This window comes from Cohnella sp. LGH, from assembly GCF_017671885.1.
GTDB lineage: Bacteria > Bacillota > Bacilli > Paenibacillales > Paenibacillaceae > Cohnella > Cohnella phaseoli.
In genome coordinates this window covers 2,862,451-2,887,217 of sequence record NZ_CP072117.1, presented here as the reverse complement: position 1 = coordinate 2,887,217, position 24,767 = coordinate 2,862,451, and the positions used below count along the sequence as shown (strand labels likewise).

The window sequence follows — 24,767 nt, the reverse complement described above, 5'->3', positions numbered from 1 at the left end:
CGTTAGTGTTGCAATCCGCGAACGTCCTCCGGCCTTAGCGCCATCAGCTCCTGACGCCCCGGCGACGAGCCCGGATGCTGCGACAGCAGCCGTACCGCCTGATAGCGGATCGCCCGCTCGAGAACGTTCCTGACAAACCTAGCGTTGCTGAAATCGCAGATCGCTTCCGATTTTTCCTGGACGAGCAGCTGTCTGAACTTGTAAATCGTCTGCGGAAGCAGAGTATACTCGCGATCTTTGGCCATGCCTTCGGCAATCTGGATCAACTGATCGACCGAATAATCCGGAAATGTCATCTGAATCGGAAAACGGGACGGCAGCCCCGGATTCGTCATCAGAAAAGAGTCGATTTCCAGCGTATAGCCGGCGAGAATGAGGACGAATTGATTCTTGTAGTCTTCCATCGCCTTAACCAGCGTATCGATGGCTTCTTTACCGAAATCCTTCTCTCCGCCTCGCGCCAAACTATACGCTTCGTCCACGAACAGCACGCCGCCCAGCGCCTTCTTGACCAGATCGCGGGTTTTCTGCGCCGTATGTCCGATGTACTCTCCGACGAGATCGGCTCGTTCCACCTCGACCAGATGGCCTTTGGCGAGCAGTCCCATGCTCTGGAACAGCTTCGCGAGCAGACGGGCTACCGTCGTTTTGCCTGTGCCCGGATTGCCCTTAAAGATCATATGGTACACATGAGCCTGCGCCTGCAGGCTCGCCTCGCTGCGATACTGCATAATCTGCAGCAGCGCGTAAATTTCGTAGACGAGTTCTTTGATATCGTCCAGTCCGACCAGACGATCCAGTTCCTTGTGCCATTCCGCCCACGGGCCGGATTGAGGCAACGATTTTAGACTGCCCGAAGGATCGGCTGCGCTTGCATAGCCGGCCGTCGTATCCTGGTCCGCATTGCGCAGAACAATATTGATTTGCCGGGACGGACGGGAAGACGAAGCAGCAGCCATCTTGGCCTCAGGCGCTCCCGCTTTAACGTTCATCAAGCTTCACCCCGTGAACTCGAGTCGACGATTAGCCGCAATACCAATGTATTCCGTTCGTCCGATCCCTAGTCATAGGAACAGCTTCGTGCCAAGCCACTTCGTGTAGGCCAGCACCTCTCTCGCTTGATGATACGGCACATTCAGCACTTCGGAATCCGTAACGCTGACTTGCAACGGGGAAATGCCCACCTTCCGCGCAATGTCCGCCGCCCTTGAGCCGTGATAGCTGTGCGTGATGACAAATGCGGAGTTCCAGCCATTGCTCTCCATAATGTCCTTTGCGAAAAGCAAATTCTCATATGTGCTTCGGGACAGCGTATCCATTAGTACGGCCGATTCGGGCACGCCTTTGGCCGTAAGATAGTTGCGCATCCCTTCCGCTTCGGTAATCGTCGCACCGCCGCCATCCAATCCTCCGGTAACGATGATGCTGGCGAACGCGCCTTCCTCATACAGCTCCAGAGCGAGATCGAGCCGTTCCTTCAGCCCGGGACTTGCCTCGTCGTTCCAAAGCCTTGCGCCAAGCACGATGCCGACGTCCGAAGGAGTCGGTTTGCCCTCTCCGGGAATGCCGTCGAACCGAACGACAATCACGTAAATCGTCAGACACCAGAGGAGCAGTGCTGCCGCTCCAAGCGCCAACAGCCGCAGCACTCTCTTTTTCCACTTGCCGCGTTTAACGGGTTCGAAGGCTGTCTCCATGCCCGACGACCTCCCTTCTCCCTGCCGACCGAGCGTCATATCGGGCTCTTATCCCAGCCCAGCTTGTTTAGCAGCATTCGGCGATGCTGTAAGCTCAAGTCGAAATACGGAAATTTATTTTGCTTGATCAAATCCATCAACCGAGCCGCCGTCTTGCGCGCCATAGCGGAATCGCGGGGCGTGATCTCCCCTTCCTCCAGCGCCTCTTCCAGCTCGTCTTCGTCCAGCAGCAGCTTCTCCCCCGTCGGAAGCACCACAATGTCCAAAAACAGATCGTCGAACCATGGAACCTGCTGATCGGTTAACCCTTGAATTTTGCAGATGTCGATGTACCACTGTACGACTTGGCCCTGATCGTCGAACATCGTCGTCACGACGAAATGCTCTCCTTTAGGAAAATGCTGCATCCATAAATATCCGCGATCCGCCAAACACATTCTTTTCCCGTTGTACTCCTTCCACAGAGGGTCGCGCAGCTCGTGAATCCGGTACAGCGTTACGAAACCTCTGAACTGAGGCTCATCCATGGGTACGCATGCATAGCTTTTCTTTAAAATCCGCCGCCAGTTGGCCCGATCCGAAAATTTACGCTTCATCACGACTTTCCTTTCCGTCCGTTCAACATTTGTAAGCCTAGTATGCTCACACAGTGTCGTTAAAGTCCTACTCGCGTTGCCTTAAGACAACTCTACATATAAAAAGCTTACCACAAGTTGCCTTTACGAACCAGTTTGCCCCCTGCAGATCCGATCGGGCGCACATGAAACAAGGACGATTCCGGCATCATGCAGCCGAGATCGTCCTTGCGTATCAAGCTTATTGAGGGAAAGTGCCAACCAGCGGAACGGTTCCGTCATCGCCTTCGGTGACCGGAATGTCCGGACTCGGACTTTCGCTCGTCTCCGGCGGCGGAACTCCCTCCGAAGGCGTCGGGGTCTGCGATGGCGATTCTCCCGGCACCTCGATCGGCGGCTCCGTCGTTTCGGTCGGTTCGCCCGTCTCCACCGGAGGAATCGTCTCCTCGCCTTCCTCTCCGGTCGGAGGCGTAGTCTCCATGCCGGAAGTCACCGTAATCGTCTGCTGATCGGACGGCTCGCTCTCAAGCGACTTCGACGCTTGATATGCCGTCACGTAATACGTGTACGTCTGATCCGGCAGCAGAGCCATATCGTCGTACGTCGTCCCTTCGACTTCGGCCATCATCTTGAATTCCTGCTCGGCAGCTTCCTTCCGGTAGATGCGGTACGTAATTTCTTCCCCCGGCACCGCGGTCCAGAGCAGATCGACGCTGACCGTCTCCGGAGAGTACGAGACCATCAAACCGCTTACGGCGTCCAGCTTCTGCTCCTCTTCCTCCTGCACGCCCGAAGGCACGGGGAAGCTCTTCTTCTTGTAGCCTTCCAGCACCTTGGACATGACCGCGGAGAACATCGAAGCGGCCTGACCGCTGCTGCCGTCGAGCAGATGATCCTTGTCCGTCTTATCGTAGCCGAACCAGACGGACGCCGTCAGCTCCGGCGTATACCCGACGAACCAGACATCGCGGTTTTTGCTCGTTCTCAGGTTCGGAATACCCGCTTGCGTCGTACCCGTCTTCCCGACCACGGTGCGACCGCTGATGGCAGCCCGCGTGCCGGTTCCGCCTTTCTGAACGACGCCCGAAAGCAGCTCCGTCACATAATGCGCGGTTGTCTCTTTCATGACCTGCTCGGGCTTCTCGTTGAATTCGTAGATCGATTTGCCGTTGACGTCCTCGATTTTGAGGACGCTATGCGGCTCGTAAAGCTTGCCGCCGTTCGCGAACGCCGAGTAAGCTCTCGCCATTTGGAGCGGAGTGACGCCGTGCGTCAGACCGCCAAGCGCGATCGATAGGTTGCGGTCTTCTTTGCCAAGCTCGATACCGAGCCTGTTGGCGAATTCCAATCCTTTGCCGATCCCGATTTCGTTCAGCAGCCAGACCGCCGAAACGTTGCGCGATTCCTTAATCGCCTGGCTCATCGGGATAGCGCCCAGATACTGGTTGCGATTGGAGTTCGAAGGGCAGTAGTCGCCGAAGCACTGCTTCACGTCCTGAACGGTCGACCACGGGAAGTAGTTGCCGGTTTCAAGCGCCGGTCCGTAGTCGATGATCGGCTTAAACGACGAACCGGGTTGTCTCTGCTTCACTGCGCGGTTCCAGCCCTGCGCTTTGTAGTCTCGGCCGCCGACCATCGCCACAAGCGATCCGTCATGCTGGTTCATAATGACCATCGCGCCCTGGACGATCTGCTCGTCTACGCTTTTCTCGAATCGTTCGGCGTTGGCGAACTCCTTCTCTGCGATCGTCTGCGCTTTCGTATCCAGCGTTGTCGTAATGATATAACCGGCGCTGCGCAGCTCTTCCTCGGTGAGGTTCGTTTTCTCCTGCGCCTCGTCGAGCACGTAATCAAGGAATGCCAAGTATTTGTCATCTACCTGGCTCGCCTTGGATGGCTTGTATACTTCTTTCGCCGCGGCTTCCTTTTCCTTCTCCGTAATCAGCCCTTGATCGTACATCAGCTTCAGCACGACCGAGCGCCGTTCCATCGACTTCTCCGGGTTGCGGATCGGGTTGTACGTGTTCGGCGCCTTCGGCATGCCGGCCAGCGTCGCAATCTGCCACAGCTCCAGTTCCTCCAGATCGTCCACGTCAAAATAGTACTTCGCCGCCGTTTTGACGCCGTATTGGCCTTTTCCGAAATAAATCCGGTTCAAATACAGCTCCAAAATTTCCGGCTTCGTCATTTTCTGCTCAAGCGCGAGCGCGATGGAAGCTTCCGTGCCTTTACGGAAAATCGTCTTGTCCGCGTTCAGGAACAGGTTTTTGGCGAGCTGCTGGGTAATCGTACTGGCGCCCTCAACCGCGCTGCGGGCGATGACGTCCTTGACGAGCGCGCGGCCGATGCCGAGCAGATCGACGCCGTTGTGTTCGTAGAAGCGCTTGTCCTCGGTTGCGACGAACGCATCCTGCACAACCTTCGGAATGGTCGAGATCGGCGCGAACTCCCGATTGCCTTCGGCATTGTACAGCTTGGCAACCTCGGTGCCATTGCGATCTACGACAATCGAAGCTTTATCCAGATTCAATTTGTTGATATTGGCGTTAAGAATACGTTCCCCGTTCAAAATAACGAGCAAATAACCGACGACCGCGCATACGATTGCTATCAATACGATGAAGAACAGCCACACGAGCGCAAGCTTCTTCTTGCCCTTGCGCGGGCGCTTTCCTGCGCCATTCCCGTTGCCTTTTCCCTTGCTGCCGCTCTTGCCGCTTCTCTCCGCGCTGCTCGATCGGCTTGGAACTGTCGGTTGGTTCATCTGTGTCTCCCCTTCTATCCGTATCTCTCTGTCTCTAATTTACCCAGCCTAGAAAGAAAGAACAACCCGGTTAGCGGGTTGCTCATGTGCCGGCCTATTCTCTTAGACGCATATGGCTGGGGAAAAGTTTCACTTGACCGCTGCCGTGAAGACGGCGGGTCAGTTATCCGTCCCGCTGTCCTGCTGCATGAGAGAGACGTTGCGCTGCGGCATAAACGTGCTGATCGCATGCTTATACACCATTTGTTGGCGTCCCTCGCTGTCGATCACGATGGTGAAGTTGTCAAACGCGCGAACGATGCCGCGAATTTGAAACCCGTTGGTCAAATAAACAGTGACCGGAATGCTGTCTTTGCGAAGTTGATTGAGAAAGGTATCCTGGATGTTAATGGACTTGTTCATTGGCCGTAAACCCCCATCGCCACTAATATTTATGAACAATTATATTCAATATCAATCTGAAACTTTCCTGCTATTATAGCACATATACTTTCGAAAAGGGCGCTGTTTTTTGCAGCGTCGCCTACATCCACCCATTCGAGCCCCTGCATATGGCGAAACCAGCTTAGCTGCCGCTTGGCAAAATGCCGCGTATCCCGCTTAAGAAGCGTCACCGCTTCCTCGTAAGAGGTCTCCCCGTCCAAGTAAGCGGCGATCTCCTTGTAGCCGAGACCGCGCATCGATACGGCGCCTCTCGGCACCCCGGCATTAAGCAATCGGCGCACTTCCTCCACCAGTCCGGCCTCCAGCATCAGATCCACTCTCGCGTCGATTCTTCCGTAAAGCTCCTCCCGGTCCATCGTCAACCCGATCAGGCACAGCTTATAGGGCGAACGCTTGACATCGCCGCGGGACTGGCTCTGCGCCTCGGAAAGCGGCTTGCCCGTTAGACGGAACACCTCGAGCGCGCGAATGATCCGTCCCTCGTCGTTCGGATGCAGCTTGGCTGCCGTAGCCGGATCGATTGCGGCCAGCTTGTCGTGCAGCGCCTGCGCGCCGTGCTCGGCGGCATACGCTCTCATCTCGGTCCGATACGCCTCGTCCGCTCCGAAATCCTGAAATCGAAAACCGTAGCAGACGGATTCCACATATAATCCGGTCCCTCCAACCATAAACGGCAGGCGGCCGCGGCTATGAATTTCGTCGATGGCATCGGCGCATACGCTTTGGAACTCCGATACGGAGAAGGGATGCTCCGGCTCGCGGATGTCGATGAGATGGTGCGGAACGCCCTCCATCTCCTCCGGCATCAGCTTGGCCGTGCCGATATCCATTCCCCGGTATACCTGCATCGAATCGCCGCTAATAATTTCCGCGTTCAACGCTTTGGCCAGCTTCAGGCTGAGCGCGGTTTTGCCCACCGCCGTCGGCCCGACAAGCACGAGCAGCGGCGGACGGTTATCCTCTTCTGCATGACTCAACATCTATCACTCCGTAAGCGACGGCGGACGAGGACGACTTGGCCAGCCGGAAGCCGAGCTGTTCGAACCTTCCGCTGTCGCGATGGTCTTTAAGAACGACTCGCCTGCGAGCGACCCGCTTGGCCTCCCGCACCGTTTCCGGCGTCAACGGCCCGTGAAAGGCGCGAGTCCGCAGCGGGACGAGCGAGCTCGAAGCGATCACCGGCTTCTCGAACATCGGGTCGAAGTAGACGATGTCCGCGCTGTCGTCCGGCAGCCCGGGAAGCCATTCCTCGCAGCTCGCATGCACGGCTTCGATGGCGCGCAGCGCCTGATCGGCATCCTGAAGGCCGGTCTCATACGTCTTCAGTCCCTCCCGCACGACAACATGCACCGTCTGCACCGCTTCCAGCGCCACGACCTTGCCCGCCGCTCCCGCCGCCCAGCTGAATACGAGCGAGTCCGCGCACAATCCCGCCGTGCAGTCGATCACTGTATCCCCCGGCTTGACGCCCGATACCTCAAGCAGCGAATCGCGACCTCCGGCCAGCAGGCCCTTGATTCGGACAAGCGCCATGCTCGGATGAAAATAGAACGGTTGCTCGCCCTCGCCGTGCAGACGAATATCCTGCGGACCGACGACAAGTACCTCTGTGTCATCCGTCGTTGTCTGCAGCGAGCGGATCGTCCGACCTTCCCTTGCAACGCGGACAACGCCCAACTCTGCGGCCAACCGGACGGCCCTTTCGACCGTTTCCTCGGAAGGCCGCTGCGAAGTCGTTACGATCAAGACGTCACCCGCTTAAACATTTTTTCGAGCTCGTAGGTTGTGAAGCTGACGACGATCGGCCTTCCGTGCGGGCAAGTGTACGGCTGCTTGCAGGCGGCCAGCCGCTGCAGCAGCTTCTCTCCCGATTCCCGCGTCAGCGCCTGATTCGCCTTGATCGACGCCTTGCAAGAACACATAATCGACGCCTGCTCCCGCAGCACGCGCAAATCGACGCTTTTCTCCTGAATGATCCATTCCGCCATTTCGCGGACGATCGCCGCTTCGTCGCCGGAAGGGAACCAGTGAGGCACCGCCCTTATGATAAAGGTATTTCCCCCGAAATCCTCCATATATACCCCGGCGCTCTCGAAGGCAGCCAATCGTCCGCGAAGCAGGGCGCACTCATCCGGGGCAAACTCCAGCGTCATCGGGAGCAGCAGCTCCTGGCTCGCTTCCTCCGGCCGCCCGAATTTGTCGTAATAATACTCGTAGTTAATCCGCTCGTGAGCGGCGTGCTGGTCGATCAAATACAGCCCGTTCGGATTTTGCGCCACGATATACGTGCCGTGCAGCTGTCCGACCCAGCCGAGCTCCGGAAACTCCGGAACCCCGGGCTGGACGGCTGGCGCGGCGAACGCGCTCTTCCATACCTCGGACGGAATCGGGTCCGAAGCGCCGGTCGCCGCAGGCCATGCAGTCGACGAACGCGCCGGCGGCTGGCCGGACTGCGGCCGAGAGGAAGCATTCGACACTGCGGTCGCCTGAGACGGACTGGATGCGAACGTTGCTGACGAAGCATCCCGGCGATCGTAGGTTGAAGACGATGCAGGCGAAGTTTCCCCCCGCTCGAAGGGCGCGGCCGATGTCTGCGAAGCTTCGCTCCGTTCATAGGACGTAGCCGTCTCCTTCACGAAGTCGGTCTGCTGTCGTCCGAGCGGCTCCCTCGTCGGTTCCTCCGGCGGTTCAGGCAGCGGCGCTTGCTCACGATCGGCCACCTCCGTTGCCGGCGGAAGCTGAAAACGAATCTGCTCCTGTACCCACGAGTTTGTCTTCGGAGACCGAACGGCCGTTCCCGACGGAATGTAGGCCGTCTTGCCTACCGCTTTCTTGATCGCGCCCTCTACGAAAGCCCGCAGCTCGACTTCTTTGCTGAAGCGCACCTCCAGCTTGGCCGGATGGACGTTGACGTCTACAAGCGTCGGATGCATTCGCAGGTTAAGCACGGCAAGCGGATAACGGTGCAGCGGCAGCAGCGTATGATATGCCTGAAGCAGCGGCTGCACGACCGCTTGGCTGCGGACGTAACGACCGTTGACAAGTACGGTCAACGCATTGCGGTTCGCTCTCGTTTCAGTCGGCATTGCGGTCAGGCCGTTCAGAGAATAGTCCGGGTTCTCATCCTGCACCTCGATCATCGCCTTCGCCGAAGCCGTTCCGTAGATCGCCGCCACGACTTGGCGCAGATCGTCCTTTCCCGGCGTTCGCAGCAGCACGTTGCCGTTGTGCGAAAAAGTAAACGCGATGTCCGGCCTCGCCAGCGCCTGCCGATAAACGATATCGGACAAGTGGCCCAGCTCGGTCTGGATCGTCTTCATATATTTCAACCGCGCAGGCGTATTGTAGAAGATTTCCTTGACGACCATCTCCGTGCCTTTGGGCGCATTCGTCTCGCGATTGGTTGTCACCGTTCCGGCTTCGATCTCAAGCAGGCTGCCGAGCCCGCTGTCGTCCGTCGCGCTGACGCATTTCACTTTGGCCACCGCCGCGATACTCGGCAGCGCTTCGCCGCGAAACCCGAGCGTCGCGATCTGGAACAGATCTTTATCCGTCGATATTTTGCTTGTCGCATGTCGCTGGAAAGCGGTCAGCATATCGTCCGGCTGTATGCCGGCGCCGTTGTCCGCCACTCTAAGCAACTGCAGACCGCCCTCTTCCGCGGATACGTCGATTCGACTGGCCCCGGCGTCGACGGCGTTCTCGATCAGCTCCTTCAGAACGGAAGCCGGACGTTCAACGACCTCTCCCGCGGCAATCTGGTTCGCCAAATGCTCGTCAAGCGGGCGTATGATTCCCATCTCTTTCTCCCCCTTTCCTTATTCCTCATAACTCGTTTAATTATCGCGAGCCGAGCTTCAACGTATCTCCGGATGTCGAGAACGTAACGCCTTTGAACCATTTCGCCAGCAGACGAACATCGAGACTCGTGCGCCCGTCCTTGATTAGGATGCGGGAATCGCCTTGCTTGATCGTCTCCTTCTGATTTCCTTTTGCCAGCGTATAGGTGCGGTTCTTGGCATCGTACGACAGCTTGGCTCCCGCGATTTCGGCGCCCAGCTTCAAGTTGACGTACCACAGGTTCTGTTCTTTGCGCGCGGCATCCGGCTGCGACATGCGTATGCCATTAACCGTCAGAATGCCATTCTGCCAGCTTGCGGCCAATTTCTTGCCGCCCGCGAGACGGAAAGCGCCGATCAGCTGCTCGGCGGCTCCGCTCAGCGCCAAGTCCGGCGCCAGGCCGACTTGGTCCACCTTTTTCCCCTTCGGGGTGTAATATTCTTGAATCGTCACTTTCAACACGCCTCCGCTGCTAAGCGGCATCAGCGATTGCACGACGCCTTTACCGTAGGTTTTAGCGCCGACCAGCTGCGCGACTCCGTAATCCCGAAGCGCGCCCGACAGCAATTCCGACGCGCTCGCCGTATTGCCGTTGACGAGGATGACGACCTCGTAAGGCCTCTTCGTTCCGGAGATGGACAACGGCTCGTCATGTCCGGTACGATCTCTCATGTGCGCCAGCACGCCCTTTTCGACGAACAGCCCGGCGATTTCCTGCGCGGCGACGACGTATCCGCCGCCGTTATTGCGCAAATCCAGCACGAGGGAAGAGAGGCCGTTCTTCTCGAGCTTCTCCAGCTCTCGCTTCACCTCTTTGCCCGCCTCGGAAGTAAAGCTGGAGAGCGCCAAGTAGCCGATTCCCTGATCGAGCATTTTCGTCGAAACGACCGGCACATGCACAGACTTGCGCGTAATTTTGAATTTCAGAGATTTGCCGCTGCGAGACACGGTTAGCGCTACGGACGTTCCTTCTTCGCCGCGAATTTCCTTCTGAATGTCGGCCATCGATTTTCCTTTGAACGATTTGCCGTCCGCGCTGACGAGAAGATCTCCCGCCAGTATGCCGACCGACGAAGCCGGACTCTCCGCGATGACATCCTCTACGTAAACGCCGCCTTTGTCTTCTCTCATGACGATGCCGATGCCGACGAAAGTCTGCTCCAGCTCGGAGCTGTAGGCCGACCATTCGTCATCGTCGAAATACTCCGTATACGGATCGTTCAACGAATCGACCATTTCGTCGATTTCCTTGTTCGCGAGATCCGTATCCTGGGGATTCTTCAAATGATATTGTTCGAGAAGCTCTCTTACTTCCTCAGTCTGCTGAGCGGTTGCGCCCAGCGCCGCAGGAATATAAACGAAAAATAACGAGAACGTAAGCAGCAGTACGACAGAATGCTTGATTTTTCTGACCCAATTCAAATTCATGACGCGCCCCCGCTCTCCGTTAATTGGTTTCTTGCATCGTTCAGCCATTCCAACGCCTGCATCGGCGTCATTCTCATCACGTCGAGCTTCCTGAGCTTGTCCAGTACCTTGTCGGCCGAAGTCGGCTTTGCCGCCTTGGCTGGGGGCGCTTCTTCGGCGAACAGGCTGAGCTGCATGATCGACTGCGGGGACGACTCTACGCCGGTCGCCGCTGTCTCTCTGACCGTTTGGGCTTGCGGGCTAATCGGTTCCGACTTCATCTGCGCGACAGCGACTGGCGCCGTATCCCGATCATTCAGGAGCGAATACGCGCGGGAGACGATGGTCTCCGGCAATCCGGCAAGCTCAGCGCAGTAGATGCCGTAGCTGGAGTCGGCTGCGCCCGGTACGAGCTTGCGCAGGAACGTGACTCCGTCCGCGCTTTCTCTGACTGCCATACAGCCGTTGCGAAGGCCGCTTAAGGACGATTCGAGATGAGCCAGCTCGTGAAAATGGGTCGAGACCAGCGCCTTGCAGCCGATATGATGATGCACGTATTCGATGACCGCCTGAGCGATCGCCATTCCTTCGTCCGTCGAGGTGCCGCGTCCCAACTCGTCGATGATAATCAGACTGCGGGAAGTCGCCTGCTCGGTCATAATCTGAATATCCTTCATTTCCACCATAAAGGTACTCTGACCGCCGACCAGATCGTCGGCCGCGCCGATCCGAGTGAATATCCGGTCGACAAACGGCAGCACCGCCCGGCGCGCCGGAACGAAGCAGCCGATCTGGGCCATCAGACAGATCATCGCCACCTGACGCATGTACGTGCTCTTCCCGGCCATATTCGGCCCGGTGATCAGCAGGATCGAGCCTCCGTCTTCCGTAAGCGCGGTTTCGTTGGCGATGAACACGCCGTTCTCGTTCACCGACTCCACGACCGGGTGGCGCCCTTCTTCAATTAACAGGTCGTAGCCTGCGCCGTCGGTCCAGCCTGGCCGCGTATAGCGTCGTTCTGCGCTCGCCTCGGCGAACGACTGCAGCACGTCGAGCGCAGCGACGCTTTCCGCCAGACGCTGCAGCCGCGACATCTGCCCGGCGATCTGATCGCGCAGGGCGATGAACGTCTCGTATTCGAGATCGAACATTCGGTCCTCCGCTTCCAGAATGAGCGCTTCCTTCTCCTTCAGCTCCGGCGTGACGAACCGCTCGGCGTTGGCCAACGTCTGCTTTCTTTCATAGCGACCCTCAGGTAAGCTAGCAAGATTCGCCCGAGTCACCTCCAGGTAATAGCCGAACACTTTGTTGAAGCCGATCTTGAGCGACTTGATGCCCGTCGCCTCGCGCTCGCGGCGTTCCAGCTCGGCAATCCATTGCTTGCCGTTCTGGCTCGCCTCTCTCAGCTCGTCCAGCTTCTCGCTATAGCCCGAACGGATAATGCCGCCGTCTTTAATCGTGGTCGGAGGCTCTTCCGCGATCGCCGCCTCAATCGCGTCCGCGATATCTTCGCAAGCGTCCATCCCTTGCGCAAGAGAATCAAGCGGAACCGCTCCGAGGCTCTCGCACAGCTCCTGGACGGCGGGAATGCGTCTGAGCGAATTTTTTAGCGCGTTCAGGTCGCGCGCATTGGCCGTTCCGTAAGCGATTCTTCCGGCCAGTCTCTCCAGATCGTACACTTCGCCCAGTTCGTCGCGCAGCTCCTTGCGCTTGATCCAGTCCTTGTTAAGCGCTTCGACTGCATCCAGCCTGCGCTCGGTCTCCTCGCGGCTGAGCAGCGGCTGGTCGATCCAGCGCTTCAGCAGACGCGCGCCCATCGCCGTTCGGGTGCGATCAAGCAGCCCGAGCAGCGAACCCTTGCGGGAACGGTCGCGTATCGTCTCCGTTAGCTCGAGGTTGCGCCGCGTAAACGCGTCCAAGGACATATAAGCTTCCGTGTCGTAAGCTTTAACGGTGCGCAGATGCGCAAGCGACCTCTTCTGCGTCTCCTCCAAATACGAGACAAGACGCGACACCGCAAGCTGACGCACCGATTCGTGCGCGTCCCATCGCTCCTCCGGAAATTGCTCGGCCAGCTTGTCCGTTCCGGCGTCCTCGCGCACCGTCGTCGACAAAACGCGGCCGGCCGGATGCAGCGTCTCGCGAATGGCCGCGATCGCCGCCTCGTCGCCGACCGCTTCCGACGGACGGTATACGTTCAGCACATTGTTGATCGCCTCCGACGACTGACCGAACGAGGTCAAATAAAGCTCCCCGGTCGTCAAGTCGCACGCCGCAATGCCGATTCGACCGCCTTGCGACGCCGTTCCGACAATAAAGTTATTGGATGCGTCGCCGACCAGCTTCGCATCCATCACCGTTCCCGGCGTCACGATGCGGACGATCTCGCGCCGTACGACGCCCTTCGTGCTGGCCGGATCTTCGACTTGCTCGCACACGGCGACTTTATAGCCCTTCTCTACCAATCTAGCTATGTATCCTTCGGCTGAATGGTGCGGAACTCCGCACATCGGAACCCGCTCCTCCATGCCCGCGCCCCGCCCAGTCAGCGTAATCTCCAACTCTCTCGACGCCGTGTTCGCGTCCTCGAAAAACATTTCATAGAAATCGCCCAAACGGAAAAACAGCAAAGCATCTTTCGCCGTCGCTTTTACCGACAAATATTGCTCCATCATGGGGGTATATCCAGCCATGGTCTTCCTCCCGATATTTTGCAGCAGTGCAAAGTTCAATATCTCATTATATCAAATCGAGACGGACCGGGACACCCCGGGGGAACCACTCGGCTAAAATCCGGCTTAATGCCGATAAGTTGCCATACATGCTTAATAGTCGCAGTCTACTAAGGGGCTTATTAATAGAGTCGCTTTTCCGGAGTTGCGCCACAAGTACCGCCTATCCCCGTCAAAATTTGATAGTCGCAGCTCTATATTCCATCCGCAAGAACTGCAACGTGCTTGCCCTCATCCGCAACTAGCTCGCATTCTCGCACGTCTCGTCAGTCTCTCGTCAGCGTACAGGAATATGCCATTTCACGCGGATATCGGCCCCTTCGTTCCAGCTTTTTCCCCGTTCGATCGCGTCAAAGACAAAATCGACCGATTCGCGATACGCCTCGTAACCCACAGTCCCGGCAATCGCCTCATACACACGTCTAACGGCGGGCAGCAGAGTATCCCGATCCCCTGTATAAAATGCCTCGCGCACCTGTTCCTCGTCCAGAGGACGACCGCAAGCCGCCAATTCTCGCGAATGCTCGGCAGCCATCTTCGCCAACGAGAATACGCCAAGCGTGAGTCGCGGCGATACGAGCCAGCTTGGCGGCGTCCGATACTCAAAGCCGCCATGAGGCTGTCGCCTCACATCGCCGAGCGCACCGTAGCGCGGGCGGCGGCTTCCCGCTCCCGGGGGCTCCAGCAATCGAAGCGGCAGCGCAACGGCATTGTCGAGCGCGCGCAGCCGCTCGCCGTGCAAAGCCGCTCCGCTTAAATGGACGTGCCCGCCCAGCGGCAAGCCTCGCACGGGCAAAGCCCCGGCGCGCCACGACAAGCCGGCGCCGGCGGTGCGCCCGGCCGCCTCCCTCAGCAAGCTATGCAGCTCAGCCGTCAGCTGCGCCGGCTCTGGGCACGGGCGCGGCCGCAGCTCTACAAGCGGCCATATTTTCTCGCCGCGCACGCGAATAGAGTCGCACCCCGCTTCTCCCCCATACGGAAAATAGCGAGAGGCCGGCACGACCCGACCGGCGCTCGAGAGCAGCACAAACTCCGGGTCCGCCCCAAGCATCGCCCGTACGCTCGTTGCCGATGCAGTCTCGGCTCTCCAGCCGGCAGAGAAGATTTCCACCGCCTCCCGCCATCTCTGCTTCGCTTCAAGCGTATGCAGCGTCAGCCGGGGATCAACAGCGATGACGGCGAGCCTGCCCTGGTCGCTTACTCTAAGCTCAACTTGTCCAAAATCGAGCCCAAGTGCATAGACCGCCCGAACGGCCATTTTTTCGGCGGGTTTCCAGAACGCGTGCTCTTGGGCAATTGTCATTTTCCGGGTTGCGTCCTGCAGCCGATTCCTTCCATATCCCATGCTGTCGCCGGCGAAGTCTCTGCGCATTTCAAGCGCATGGAAGCCCCATACGGATACGGTCAGCGTCATACTGCCTTTCTCCCCGATCCGCGCGGATATGCCTTCGCGACGCAGCCGTCTTTCCAGCTCCCGGCCATCCAGTTCCGCCAGCCGGGTTGCCGCCGCGTTCATAAGCCAAGGGGATAGCGGCAAAGCGGCCGATTTTCCGAACGGCTTCGTCCCCGTCAAGACGACGCAATCGTTCGGCCCAGCCTCCTCCGGCGTCCGCAGCAGAGGAATACCCGCTTCGCGAGCGAGCTCCTTCCATGCATTCGCCCCGGCGCCGCCGGCAATCCACATTTTCAACGTTCCGGCTCCGTGCGCCATCCGGCTCCCTCCATTCAAACACGGGAAGGGCCGTCCCGCAGGCGGCGCGTAAACGCCGAAGCCGAATGACCCTTCCCCATGTTTGCCCCTGCTGCAATCAGGCTTATCCCGTTGATCCGACAGGGCATCCGCCCTCGACTTTTGATCTGCGTCCGCATAGACTTAAGTACCGGCCGATGACCGAACCGATCACAAATCGTCTTCCAGAAGATCGGAATCAAGGTCTTCGTAATCCGCATCCTCGCCCACGCCAAATTCGACGTCTTTGCCGTCGTCGTCTCCCCCGATCGGATCGACGATGACGTATACCTTCGTCTCCGCTACCATTTCCACGGCGAATTCCCGTTCGACGCGGATCAGGACGGAAGACCCGTTAGAGCTGACCGTCGCTTCCACACAGTTGGGCTCCTGCGTTGCGTCCGCGGAAACCTCTTCGGTGGAAGTGCGGTGCCTCGGGTCGACGTAAGACAAAGGAACGTGTTCCACGTAGGAGATCGTCTCTTTCGCTACGTCGGTTTGCGAGTTTTTGCTGTACGAGTACCAGATGTTGATATCGTAAGACCCGATGACTTCGATTCCGTTCCCCGATTTCACCGCCTCATACTGGTGGTTGATGATCCACGCGCCCAGTATGCTGGTCGGGTGGTGCGGCGGCGTTACGGTGTGGGTAATCGTCGAGAACTTACGGCCTTTGCCGCAAACTGCCTTCGTGATGATTTCCCTGCGCTGCAGCCGTTTATCCGCAATAGCCATTTCGATAGACCTCCTCCATACGATCAAGTCACTTAAAGTCTATGCAGGACATTCGTCTAGAGTGACAAAAATGTATCCATGCACCGACTTGAACTTATTCGTTTCATTGTATGATCGCATGGGCGGAAATTGACTTCCGTTTTTTCTCATTCATATGAAAAATGAATGGAGTCTACTCATCGGCCTATTTGCGTACGGCTCGGCCTTCCTACTCCAAACGGTAGATATCCCGGTATTTATTTTCCAGATAGTCGCACAAATACGAGGATTGCAGCGGCTTCCCGCTGATTCGCTCGATAATTTCGGCCGGACGCTGCAGCTTGCCGTACTGGTATACCTTGTCGGTCAGCCAGTCCTTAAGCGGCAACAATTGCCCGGAGGCGATCTGATCGTCCAGATCGGGAATTTCTTGGCGCGCGATGTCCATAATCTGCGCCGCGTACATATTGCCGAGCGAGTAGGACGGAAAATAACCGAAAGCCCCGCCCGACCAGTGCACGTCCTGAAGAACGCCCTGCGCATTGCTCGGAGGCGTAACGCCCAAAGCTTCTTCGTACTTGCGGTTCCACACCTCCGGCAGATCGCGCGGATTCAAACCTTCATTAAAGAGCATCTTCTCGATCTCGTAGCGGATCATAATATGGAGGTTGTAGGTCAGTTCATCCGCTTCGATTCGGATCAGAGACGGCTCCACCACATTAATGCCTCGATAGAACGCCTCCGTCGACACATCGTCAAGCTGCCCCGGAAAATGCGCCTTCAGAGCCGGCAAATATTGCGACCAGAACCCGAAGCTGCGTCCGACCATATTTTCCCACAGACGGGATTGCGATTCGTGAATGCCCATGGACGTTCCCGTGCAGAGCGGCGTAGTCGCCAGCTCGTCCTTGATGTTCTGCTCATAGAGCGCATGGCCGCACTCGTGAATCGTACCGAACAGCGCGCTCGTCAAATCGTCAGGCAAATAACGCGTCGTAATGCGCACATCGTTCTTGTTCAAGCCCGTTGCGAACGGATGCACGCTCTCGTCCAGCCTGCCGGCCTCGAAATCGTAGCCCATTTCCTTCAAAATCAGGTTGCTGAACTTCTTCTGGGCCTCTTTGGCAAATTCGCCGACCAGGAAGGAGGTATCGGGCCGATTGCCCGATGAAGCGATTTGCTCGGCCAGCGGCACAAGCCGCGCCCTAAGCTCTCCGAACAACCGATCCAGCTCCTCCGTCGTCAGTCCGGGTTCATACATATCCAGCAGCGTATCGTATGGAGTCGTCTTTACGCCCCACAGTTCGATGAACTTGCGGTTAAAGTCGATGATTTTCTCCAAATAAGGAACGAAGTTAGCGAAATCGTCGTTCGCCTTCGCCTCCTCCCATGCGGACTCCGATTGAGAGGTTAGTACGACATACTCGCGGTACATATCCGGAGGGATGCGCCGATTGCGTTCGTAATCCTTCGTCGTCTCCTCGACAAGCCGACGGTCGATCTCGCCCAGCTCCGCCAATTGTTCCGGCTTGTTGAGCTGCTGCAACAGCTCGCCCATCTCCTCGGACGTCGACAGCTTAAACGTCTCCGCGGACAGCGCTCCCACCGCTTCCGAGCGCTGCTCGACGCCTTTGCGCGGCGCTCCGGTTCTCATATCCCAATAAACCAGACCCAGAATTTCCTCGTATTGTTTAATTTGACCCGTCAATTCCCGAAACCGCTTCAGCGGCGACGATACGGTCAGCTCTGCGTTGCTCATCGTATGGGCACAACCTTTCTCGACTCGATATTGTCATCTTGATCATACTCTCCGCTATCTTTATAATCAACTTTACCGTTTATTTCAGAAAAGAGGAAACGACATGATCGTGGAGTGGAGCGAAGCGGCCTTGGCGGAGATTGCGGCGAGGTACGGTCAAGAGGCGCGAATCTTGAAGCTGGTGTCGGACTCCGAGGGCTGCGGCTGCGCAATGAACGGAGTTGCGGCGCTGTGGGTGATCCGGAAACCGGAAAAGGGAGATTTGCAGGCGGAGAGCAACGGAGTCGAAGTGTGGTACGAGAAGCGGCACGAGGTATTTTTTGACGAGCGGATGCGGGTTTCCTACGCCCCTTCCAAACGCGCGTTTAAGCTGGCCAGCGACGGCCAAATCTATAGCAATCAGCTTCGGCTGGAAGATCGGCGACCAAAGGAGCAATGACTTTGCGTAAAATGGACGAAATATTAGCCTTCAACAAACAATTCGTCGAAGGCAAAGATTACGAGCAATATTTGACGACGAACCGGCCTCCTGAGAAAAGAGTCATCATCGTCACCTGTATGGACGCCCGTCTGACGGAGCTGCTTCCGAAGGCGATGAATATGAAAAACGGTGACGCCAAAATTATTAAAAACGCCGGAGCGATCATCACTTCCCCGTTCGGCAACATTATGCGAAGCGTGCTTGTGGCGCTGTACGAGCTGCATGCCGACGAAGTGTTTCTCGTCGGCCACCACGACTGCGGCATGACCGGCATCGATCCGAACGAGGTCGTGAAGCATATGCAGGCTCGGGGCATACCGGAGCATGTCATCCACACCTTGCGCCACTCCGGCATCAATCTGTACCGCTGGCTCACCGGCTTCGACAGCGTCCGCGAGAGCGTCGAGAACAGCGTGGAATTTATGCGCAACCATCCGCTGCTCCCTCCGGGTACGCCTGTGCACGGCCTGATCATTCATCCCGATACAGGGGAGCTCGAGGTCGTTACGGACGGCTACCAGGCTCTGGAAGCTCACGACTGAGCGCCTTGCGCCTTGCCGACTCCGCCCGCGCGGCGACGACTTCCTCCCGATCGCGCGTCAGATGCCGGTGGATGATATCCTCTCCCGCTCTCGCTCCCGGCAAGCCCCACGTATAGCCTAGCTCAGCGCAGCGACGGCGCGCGGCGGCCAGCAAGCGCTCATCGCGAATCGGCAGATCGATGTCGCGATAAGCGGCTCCCGGCCCGCTCCATTCCAGCGCCGTACGCTTAAGCAGCTCAGCCAGCTCGCCGCCGTCGACGCCCAGTCGGTCGAACAGCGCGGGCTCCGCTTCCGTCGCGGCTTTGCTCATCAGCTTGATCGCGCCGCCCCAATTTCCCCGGCGGGAATGATACTGGCACACCGCGATACGGATCAGCACAAGCCAGCACGTGCGATAAGCCGGCAGCTCATCCTCCTTCCAATATTCCTCCATAATCTCGTGACATTCGAAATAATCCCGCGAGCCGTAATATTCGGCCAAAAAATCGATGTACGCTTGAGGATACTCGATCGCGCTCATCCTGCTTCTTCCCCTCTACTGTCTCTTCCTTCTTTCTCTAGCATAGCGCAATTTCGGGCGCTCTGCATGGAAATTAAGACAGCGCGTACGACACCGCCTGTTCGGCGGCTCGTCGTCCCTGCTCGATGCAGTCGGGAATGCCGACGCCTTCGTAGCCCGCCCCGCACAGCCATACGCCCGGCTTCTCCAACGCCAGATTAGCCCGCAGCTCCCTTAAGCGTTCGCGGTGCCCGACCGGATACTGCGGCATCGAGCGATGGCAGCGGCTGATTTCGATGAACAGCGGCTCGGCGACGATGCCCATCGTCGCTTGAAGATCCGCCCGAACGCTCGCGATCAGCTCCTCTTCCGACATAAGCAGCCATTCCTGCGCATTCGCCCTTCCGACATAGGTTCTCAGCAGAGCTTTGCCTGGCGGAGCGGCATGGGGCCACTTGGAAGACGACCAGGTACAAGCCGTAATCAGTCTGCCTTCTCTGCGAGGGACTACAAAACCGGAGCCTTGCAGCTTGCCGGGGATGTCCTCAGCGCGATAGGCCAGAGCTATGTTCGCTACCGAAGCATACGGGATGCGCCCTAACCACTCGGTCTCGGCAACATCCGGCATTAGTCTTGCAGCCTCCGCGGCCGGGAGTGCCATAATCAAGCCGTCCGAATGCAGAGCATTTCCGCTTTCTAGCAGCAGTCGATATCCCTCCGCATCCTTTTCGATCCGATTAATGCCCTCTCCCGTCAGCTTCCGGACCGTCGGCAGCGATTGCTCCAATCGTTCCACCAGCGTCGACAACCCTTGATCGAACGTTAGAAACAGGCTTTTTCGCGCGATCTCCGGCCCATCCGCCAATGCGGGCGGTGCGCTTTTCTTGCCTGCCAGCATTCCGATCATCAGGCTGCGATAATCGCGCTCGATCTGGCGGAATTGCGGGAAGGTCGCCTGCAGGCTCAGAGATTGCGTTTCTCCGGCATATATGCCAGCCAACAGCGGCTCCGTAATGTTGTCCAGCACCTCCCGGCCCAACCGGCGCCGGATAAAACCGCCCAACGATTCGTCGGCGTCGTCCTTCCTTCGCGGCAGCAGCAAATCCATCGCGGCGCGAAGCTTGCCGAGCGGGGATACGAGGCCGGTTTTGACGAAAGGCGCCAGCGCTGTCGGAATGCCGAGCACGAGCCCCAGCGGCATCTCATGAAGCTTCCCTTTATGCAGGATGTAGTTTTTTTTCGCTTGCGGATCCGGATTGGTCGCCGCCAGACGCGCCTCCAAATTCAACTCGCGAATCAGCTTCATGACGGGAGCTTTGCGAGCCAGGAAGGAATCCGGACCCTGCTCGATAATGAAGCCGTCCCGATGAATCGTACGAATATGACCGCCCAGCCTGCGACTTTTCTCCACTAGAACGATGTCGACCGGCATCTGTCGTTCCGCAAAGTATTTAACGGCATAAAAAGCCGCGCTCATTCCCGTAATTCCTCCGCCCGCCACGACGATCTTCAGCCTTTTCCCATCCATCGCGTCCCCGCCTTTCTTCATCCGTCGCTGAACGCTTCAAACGACCGGGCTGATTTCCCGCCATTTCTTCGGAATATAAGCGCAGTACGGATCGCTTTCCAGCTCATCTCCGGTCGTTGCGTACGCTCTTGCCCGAGAGCCGCCGCACAGCTCCTTGAACTCGCATACCTCGCATTTTCCTTTGAGCTGCGATTTATCGCGCAGCCGCTGCAGCATAGGCGAGGTGCGGTAAATGTCCGGCAGCGGCCGCTCCCGAACGTTCCCGCAGGAGATCGGCAGGAACCCGCTCGGATACACGTCGCCGATATGGCTGATGAAGACGAAGCCGTCCCCGTCGTTAACCCCTTTTTGCGCGCGCCCGAGCAAATCGGCTCTTTTTGCCCCCGCCTGCTCCTGTCCCGCTCCCGCGCGCAGCTTCTCCTGCATAAACACCCTGCGAAAATGGGGCGCTTCCGTCGCTTTCACGCCATACGGCATGCGCTGCTGCACCTGGAACAGCCACTTCATCACCTCTTCGTGCTGCTCGGGGGAAATCATGTCCTTCTCCATGCCGCGCCCGGTCGGTACGAGGAAGAAGACGCTCCACAGTACTGCGCCCATCTCCTTCACCTTCTCGGCCGTCGCGTCAAGATCATGAAGATTATACTGCGAGACCGTCGTGTTGATCTGGATCGGAATTTGCATCTCCTGCAAGTATTCGATCCCTCTCATCGTCAGATCGTAGGAGCCCTTGGTGCCGCGAAAATGATCGTGGATTTCCGCCCGCGATCCGTCCAAGCTGAACGCCCAGCGCGACAGCCCGACCTCCTTCGCTTTACGGATCGCCTCGCGCGTCACTCTTGGCGTAGCGCTCGGGGTCATCGAGACAGGAAGCCGTTTCTCCTCGATCGCATACTGGGCAAGCTCGAACAGATCGGGGCGCATCAGCGGATCTCCCCCAGTGAACACGAACAAAGGGTTGTCCATTTCAGCAATGCTGTCGATCAGCTTCGTCCCTTCTTGAAAGGTCAATTGACGCGGATCGGCGCGATACTGCGCTTCCGCCCGGCAATGCAGACATTTCAAAGCACAGGCTCTGGTCACTTCCCAGATCACGATAAACGGATTGACATTGTAATCTCTCTCGCGAACGATCGACGACATGAGAATGCTCCTTTCGTTTCGGCTACTCTTTGAGCGCGCTCGCGATGGCCGCCCTGCTGCTTCTGTCCGCCTGCCAGCTGCGATGCGGTCGCCCACTGATTCGCCAAGGCGTGTCCTGTCAGACAACACTGTGATCCACGTCATCATAACATCCTGCCATCATTCGATGTGTGAGGGTCGTCACAGTCGATCGTCCACGTTTGGATTAAAGTGAGAAAGAGCAGGACGACAAGGAGGACAACCTATGATTATTAAGCTGGACAGCGATCCGATTATGGAGAAAATGAAAGAGCTCTGCGAGACGTTGCTCGGGCAAGAAGCATACAAGGAACTGCGCGATGCAATCGACCATTTCGCTTCGGACGAACAGTCGCTGCAGCAATATGAACGCTTTATGGAGAAGCATCAGCATCTCCGTCAGAAGGAGGACGCGGAGGCGGAACTGACGCCCGAAGAGGTTTCCGCCTACGAGGAAGAAGAACGCGCGTTGTATGACAACCCGATCATTCGCAAGTTTTTGTACGCCCAGCGCGAATTCGGTCAACTGCACAACAAAATCAGCCAGTATTTTACGAAAACGGTCGAACTCGATCGTCTGCCTGAGCCGGGCGACCTCAAGAAGGGCGATTGCGGCTGCGGAGGCAGCTGCGGCAGCGGCCACGGGCACTAAAGGCGATCATTCCCCACCATACCGCATACCGCAGACTTGCTTAAGATGAACGATTAAAAAAGAAGCCATATACTTCTCGCAGACTCCTACGAAGAAACTTCCGCGAGGGAAGTAGTCGGAAAATCGTACAACGCAGCTTAAATCAGGCTTAAACGGCGGACGTTTGTCCGAAAAATCGTACAATGCAACTCCAATCAGGCTTAAACGACGGACGTTTGTCCGAAAAATCGTACAATGCAACTCCAATCAGGCTTATACGGACGACGTTTGTTCGAAAAACCGTACAAAGCGACCAATACCCAAGGGTTGTACGTCACTAAGCGTCTTCGATGATTATACGGATAACCATTGGCGATTATCTGGAAGTGTTAAGGATCATGATTAGCTCGTAGACTGCCCCATACGCTCCTGAAACATTGTAACGGGTTTTCCTATTCCAATTTCAGGAGCGTATAGCATCAGAGGAAGGGAAATACGCCTTGCACCTTTAACATCGATTTTCTTTCGGTGCGACTTGACATTGCGGGCTACACTTTGAACTTGCGAACCCTCTCGGTCAGACCGGTCGATACTTGCTCCAGTACGCCGGCCTGCGTCGCAATTCGATCGACGTAACCGGACTGCTCGTGAGCCGACGCCGATACTTGCTGAGCCGACGCGGCCGTCTGTTGGATAAAATGAACGAATTCCGTCGTCGCTTCGACTACCTCCTCAATAAACCGCGCGATATATTCCGATATTTGCTGCAGCTCCGTCACGCTTCGTTCCGTCCTAAGCACTTGATCCGTAATCGAAGCAAGCGCTTCTCTCCCTTGAACCATAAAAATCGTCTGCCGCTCGACAGCGACCAGCGTGTTCTCCATCGCGGCGACGGTAAGCGCCGTCTCTTCCCGAATCTCTCCGATCATGTCCGCGATTTGCTCTGCGGATGCTTTCGATTGCTCCGCCAATTGGCGCACTTCTCCGGCCACTACCGCAAAGCCCTTGCCCTGCTGTCCGGCTCTAGCCGCTTCAATCGCCGCATTCAGCGCGAGCAGGTTCGTCCGGTAGGCAATTTGCGAGATAACCGTCACGATCCCGCCGATCTCCTCGGATCGTCCGCCCAGCGTATGAATCGAACCGACGGACCGTTTGACAGACTCCATAACGGAGTCAAGATGCGCGACGGCTTCCCCGATCGCCGATTCGCCTCTTTTCGCCTCTTCCGTGGACTGGCCGGCGACGGAAGCGGCCGTGCGGGCTTTGGCCTCCCCGTTCACGATCTCGCGCTTGGCGCGCTCCACCAGCTCCATAACCGAGCCGGCCCGCTCCGACTGCCGCATCGCTCCTGCCGCAACTTCGTCCACGGCCAGAGAAATTTGCCGGGAGGCTTCGCCCGTATGGGCGGCCGTCAACGTCAATTCGCGGCTGGCATCGGACAATTGCGCCGACGTCTGCATCATCCCCCGTGCCAATGCGGACAAGTCGCCGACCATGCTGCCGAAGCTCTTGAACAACTGCCCGGCTTCATCCCGGCTTTTGATCTTTCCCGTCATCGCGGTGAAATCTCCTTCCGCGACGCGTCGGACCTCCTCATTGACGATTTTGAGCGGCGCGATCGTTCTTCGCACGAACCAGATTGTGATCGCCGCGGCCGCAAAAGGCAGCGCCAAACAGATTAACATTAAGTCCTTGATCATTGTCCACGTCCGCTCGCTCAAAATGGCGGCGTCGAAATCGATCGCGTTCAGCGCAATCAACGTCCCGTTCGGATCGTTATTTTCGAAGATCGGCGCATAGCCCGTTATTCGCTTGCTGCCGGCAAATTCGTACACATCGGAGTAAGCGGGATGTTTCATCGTACGGATCATATCAAGCGCTTTCTCATCCAGATAGAAGGAGTCCCCCGCCTTTACGCCTTGCGCTTGCAGCGCTGCATCTGCCGCCAACACCTTACCGTCCAGCGACAAAATATATTGATTTTTGAAGATCGGCTTGTGCGCAATCGTCCAGCCGATGTCTCGTTGCACCCGATCGAGCGGGGCGGCATCGCCGTCCGCCAGTCGCTTGACCTCGCCGGAGGAGAAAATGCCGAGCGTAATGTTGGCGCAGCCGATCAATTCCTCTCCTGCCGCGGCCTTAATCTGATTGTAGCTGTTCCAGTAGCTGACAAAGATGACGATGGCCGAACTGGCAAGGACGATGGACAGGACGATAGCGGTCATTTTCCCAGTGATCCCGGCTTTCATAATTCCCTCCGATAG

Annotated in this window: 20 protein-coding genes; 3 read left to right on the top strand and 17 right to left on the bottom strand. The window is 57.5% G+C overall.

What is annotated here, in order from left to right; all coding sequences use genetic code 11:
* Positions 1–2 precede the first annotated feature (2 nt).
* The 13 genes from J4772_RS12110 to J4772_RS12050 form a co-directional block, all read right to left on the bottom strand.
* Complete coding sequence (locus J4772_RS12110; protein WP_116061084.1) at positions 3–992, bottom strand: AAA family ATPase; 990 nt, start codon at positions 990–992, stop codon at positions 3–5.
* A 72-nt stretch (positions 993–1,064) separates the two neighbouring features.
* Entirely contained in the window at positions 1,065–1,697 is a 633-nt protein-coding gene (locus J4772_RS12105) for a YdcF family protein (RefSeq protein ID WP_209075401.1), read from the bottom strand.
* Between the two features lie 35 nt (positions 1,698–1,732).
* Positions 1,733–2,293 (bottom strand): ribonuclease FAU-1 family protein, encoded by a 561-nt coding sequence (locus J4772_RS12100; RefSeq protein WP_116061082.1) that lies wholly within the window; start codon positions 2,291–2,293, stop codon positions 1,733–1,735.
* Positions 2,294–2,513: 220 nt separating this feature from the next.
* Positions 2,514–5,036 (bottom strand): transglycosylase domain-containing protein, encoded by a 2,523-nt coding sequence (locus tag J4772_RS12095; protein WP_209075400.1) that lies wholly within the window; start codon positions 5,034–5,036, stop codon positions 2,514–2,516.
* Positions 5,037–5,195: 159 nt separating this feature from the next.
* Positions 5,196–5,438 carry an RNA chaperone Hfq gene (gene hfq, locus J4772_RS12090; RefSeq protein WP_094042585.1) on the bottom strand — a complete coding sequence of 81 codons (243 nt, stop codon included), beginning with the start codon at positions 5,436–5,438 and terminating at the stop codon, positions 5,196–5,198.
* A 29-nt stretch (positions 5,439–5,467) separates the two neighbouring features.
* Positions 5,468–6,460 (bottom strand): tRNA (adenosine(37)-N6)-dimethylallyltransferase MiaA, encoded by a 993-nt coding sequence (miaA, locus tag J4772_RS12085; protein ID WP_209075399.1) that lies wholly within the window; start codon positions 6,458–6,460, stop codon positions 5,468–5,470.
* Positions 6,435–7,226 (bottom strand): class I SAM-dependent methyltransferase, encoded by a 792-nt coding sequence (locus J4772_RS12080; RefSeq protein ID WP_209075398.1) that lies wholly within the window; start codon positions 7,224–7,226, stop codon positions 6,435–6,437. The genes miaA and J4772_RS12080 overlap by 26 nt, the downstream gene beginning before the upstream one ends.
* Complete coding sequence (gene mutL / locus J4772_RS12075; protein WP_209075397.1) at positions 7,223–9,280, bottom strand: DNA mismatch repair endonuclease MutL; 2,058 nt, start codon at positions 9,278–9,280, stop codon at positions 7,223–7,225. Before mutL ends, J4772_RS12080 begins: the two co-directional genes overlap by 4 nt.
* 40 nt (positions 9,281–9,320) lie before the next feature.
* Positions 9,321–10,748: a S41 family peptidase gene (locus J4772_RS12070; protein ID WP_181917665.1), complete on the bottom strand. Its 1,428-nt coding sequence runs from the start codon at positions 10,746–10,748 to the stop codon at positions 9,321–9,323.
* Complete coding sequence (mutS, locus tag J4772_RS12065; RefSeq protein WP_209075396.1) at positions 10,745–13,420, bottom strand: DNA mismatch repair protein MutS; 2,676 nt, start codon at positions 13,418–13,420, stop codon at positions 10,745–10,747. The genes J4772_RS12070 and mutS overlap by 4 nt, the downstream gene beginning before the upstream one ends.
* A gap of 316 nt (positions 13,421–13,736) precedes the next feature.
* A complete protein-coding gene (locus J4772_RS12060) occupies positions 13,737–15,170 on the bottom strand; it encodes a putative amidoligase domain-containing protein (RefSeq protein WP_209075395.1) in 1,434 nt (477 codons plus the stop codon).
* 189 nt (positions 15,171–15,359) lie between these two features.
* The gene (locus tag J4772_RS12055) at positions 15,360–15,923 is read right to left on the bottom strand and encodes an outer spore coat protein CotE (protein WP_116061075.1); all 564 of its coding nucleotides are present in this window, start codon (positions 15,921–15,923) and stop codon (positions 15,360–15,362) included.
* A gap of 208 nt (positions 15,924–16,131) precedes the next feature.
* On the bottom strand, positions 16,132–17,661 hold the full coding sequence (locus J4772_RS12050; RefSeq protein WP_116061074.1) for a carboxypeptidase M32: 1,530 nt from the start codon (positions 17,659–17,661) through the stop codon (positions 16,132–16,134).
* 103 nt (positions 17,662–17,764) lie between these two features.
* Here J4772_RS12050 and J4772_RS12045 point away from each other — a divergent pair, with 103 nt between their 5' ends.
* Together J4772_RS12045 and J4772_RS12040 are read left to right on the top strand one after the other, a co-directional pair.
* Entirely contained in the window at positions 17,765–18,100 is a 336-nt protein-coding gene (locus tag J4772_RS12045; RefSeq protein ID WP_209075394.1) for an iron-sulfur cluster biosynthesis family protein, read from the top strand.
* Positions 18,101–18,102: 2 nt separating this feature from the next.
* Positions 18,103–18,684, top strand: a complete 582-nt coding sequence (locus tag J4772_RS12040; protein WP_209075393.1) for a beta-class carbonic anhydrase — start codon at positions 18,103–18,105, stop codon at positions 18,682–18,684.
* Here the strand turns inward: J4772_RS12040 and J4772_RS12035 are convergent.
* From J4772_RS12035 to J4772_RS12025, 3 genes are all read right to left on the bottom strand, one after another.
* Complete coding sequence (locus J4772_RS12035; protein WP_209075392.1) at positions 18,647–19,204, bottom strand: DUF309 domain-containing protein; 558 nt, start codon at positions 19,202–19,204, stop codon at positions 18,647–18,649. The two genes, J4772_RS12040 and J4772_RS12035, sit on opposite strands and share 38 nt — an antisense overlap.
* A gap of 73 nt (positions 19,205–19,277) precedes the next feature.
* Complete coding sequence (hemG, locus tag J4772_RS12030) at positions 19,278–20,711, bottom strand: protoporphyrinogen oxidase (RefSeq protein ID WP_209075391.1); 1,434 nt, start codon at positions 20,709–20,711, stop codon at positions 19,278–19,280.
* A gap of 36 nt (positions 20,712–20,747) precedes the next feature.
* Positions 20,748–21,854 carry a TIGR04053 family radical SAM/SPASM domain-containing protein gene (locus J4772_RS12025; RefSeq protein WP_209075390.1) on the bottom strand — a complete coding sequence of 369 codons (1,107 nt, stop codon included), beginning with the start codon at positions 21,852–21,854 and terminating at the stop codon, positions 20,748–20,750.
* 244 nt (positions 21,855–22,098) lie between these two features.
* Between J4772_RS12025 and J4772_RS12020 the strand changes: the two genes are divergently transcribed.
* On the top strand, positions 22,099–22,524 hold the full coding sequence (locus tag J4772_RS12020) for a YlbF/YmcA family competence regulator (RefSeq protein ID WP_116061069.1): 426 nt from the start codon (positions 22,099–22,101) through the stop codon (positions 22,522–22,524).
* Between the two features lie 527 nt (positions 22,525–23,051).
* Here J4772_RS12020 and J4772_RS12015 read toward each other — a convergent pair.
* On the bottom strand, positions 23,052–24,752 hold the full coding sequence (locus J4772_RS12015) for a methyl-accepting chemotaxis protein (RefSeq protein WP_209075389.1): 1,701 nt from the start codon (positions 24,750–24,752) through the stop codon (positions 23,052–23,054).
* Positions 24,753–24,767: the final 15 nt, after the last annotated feature.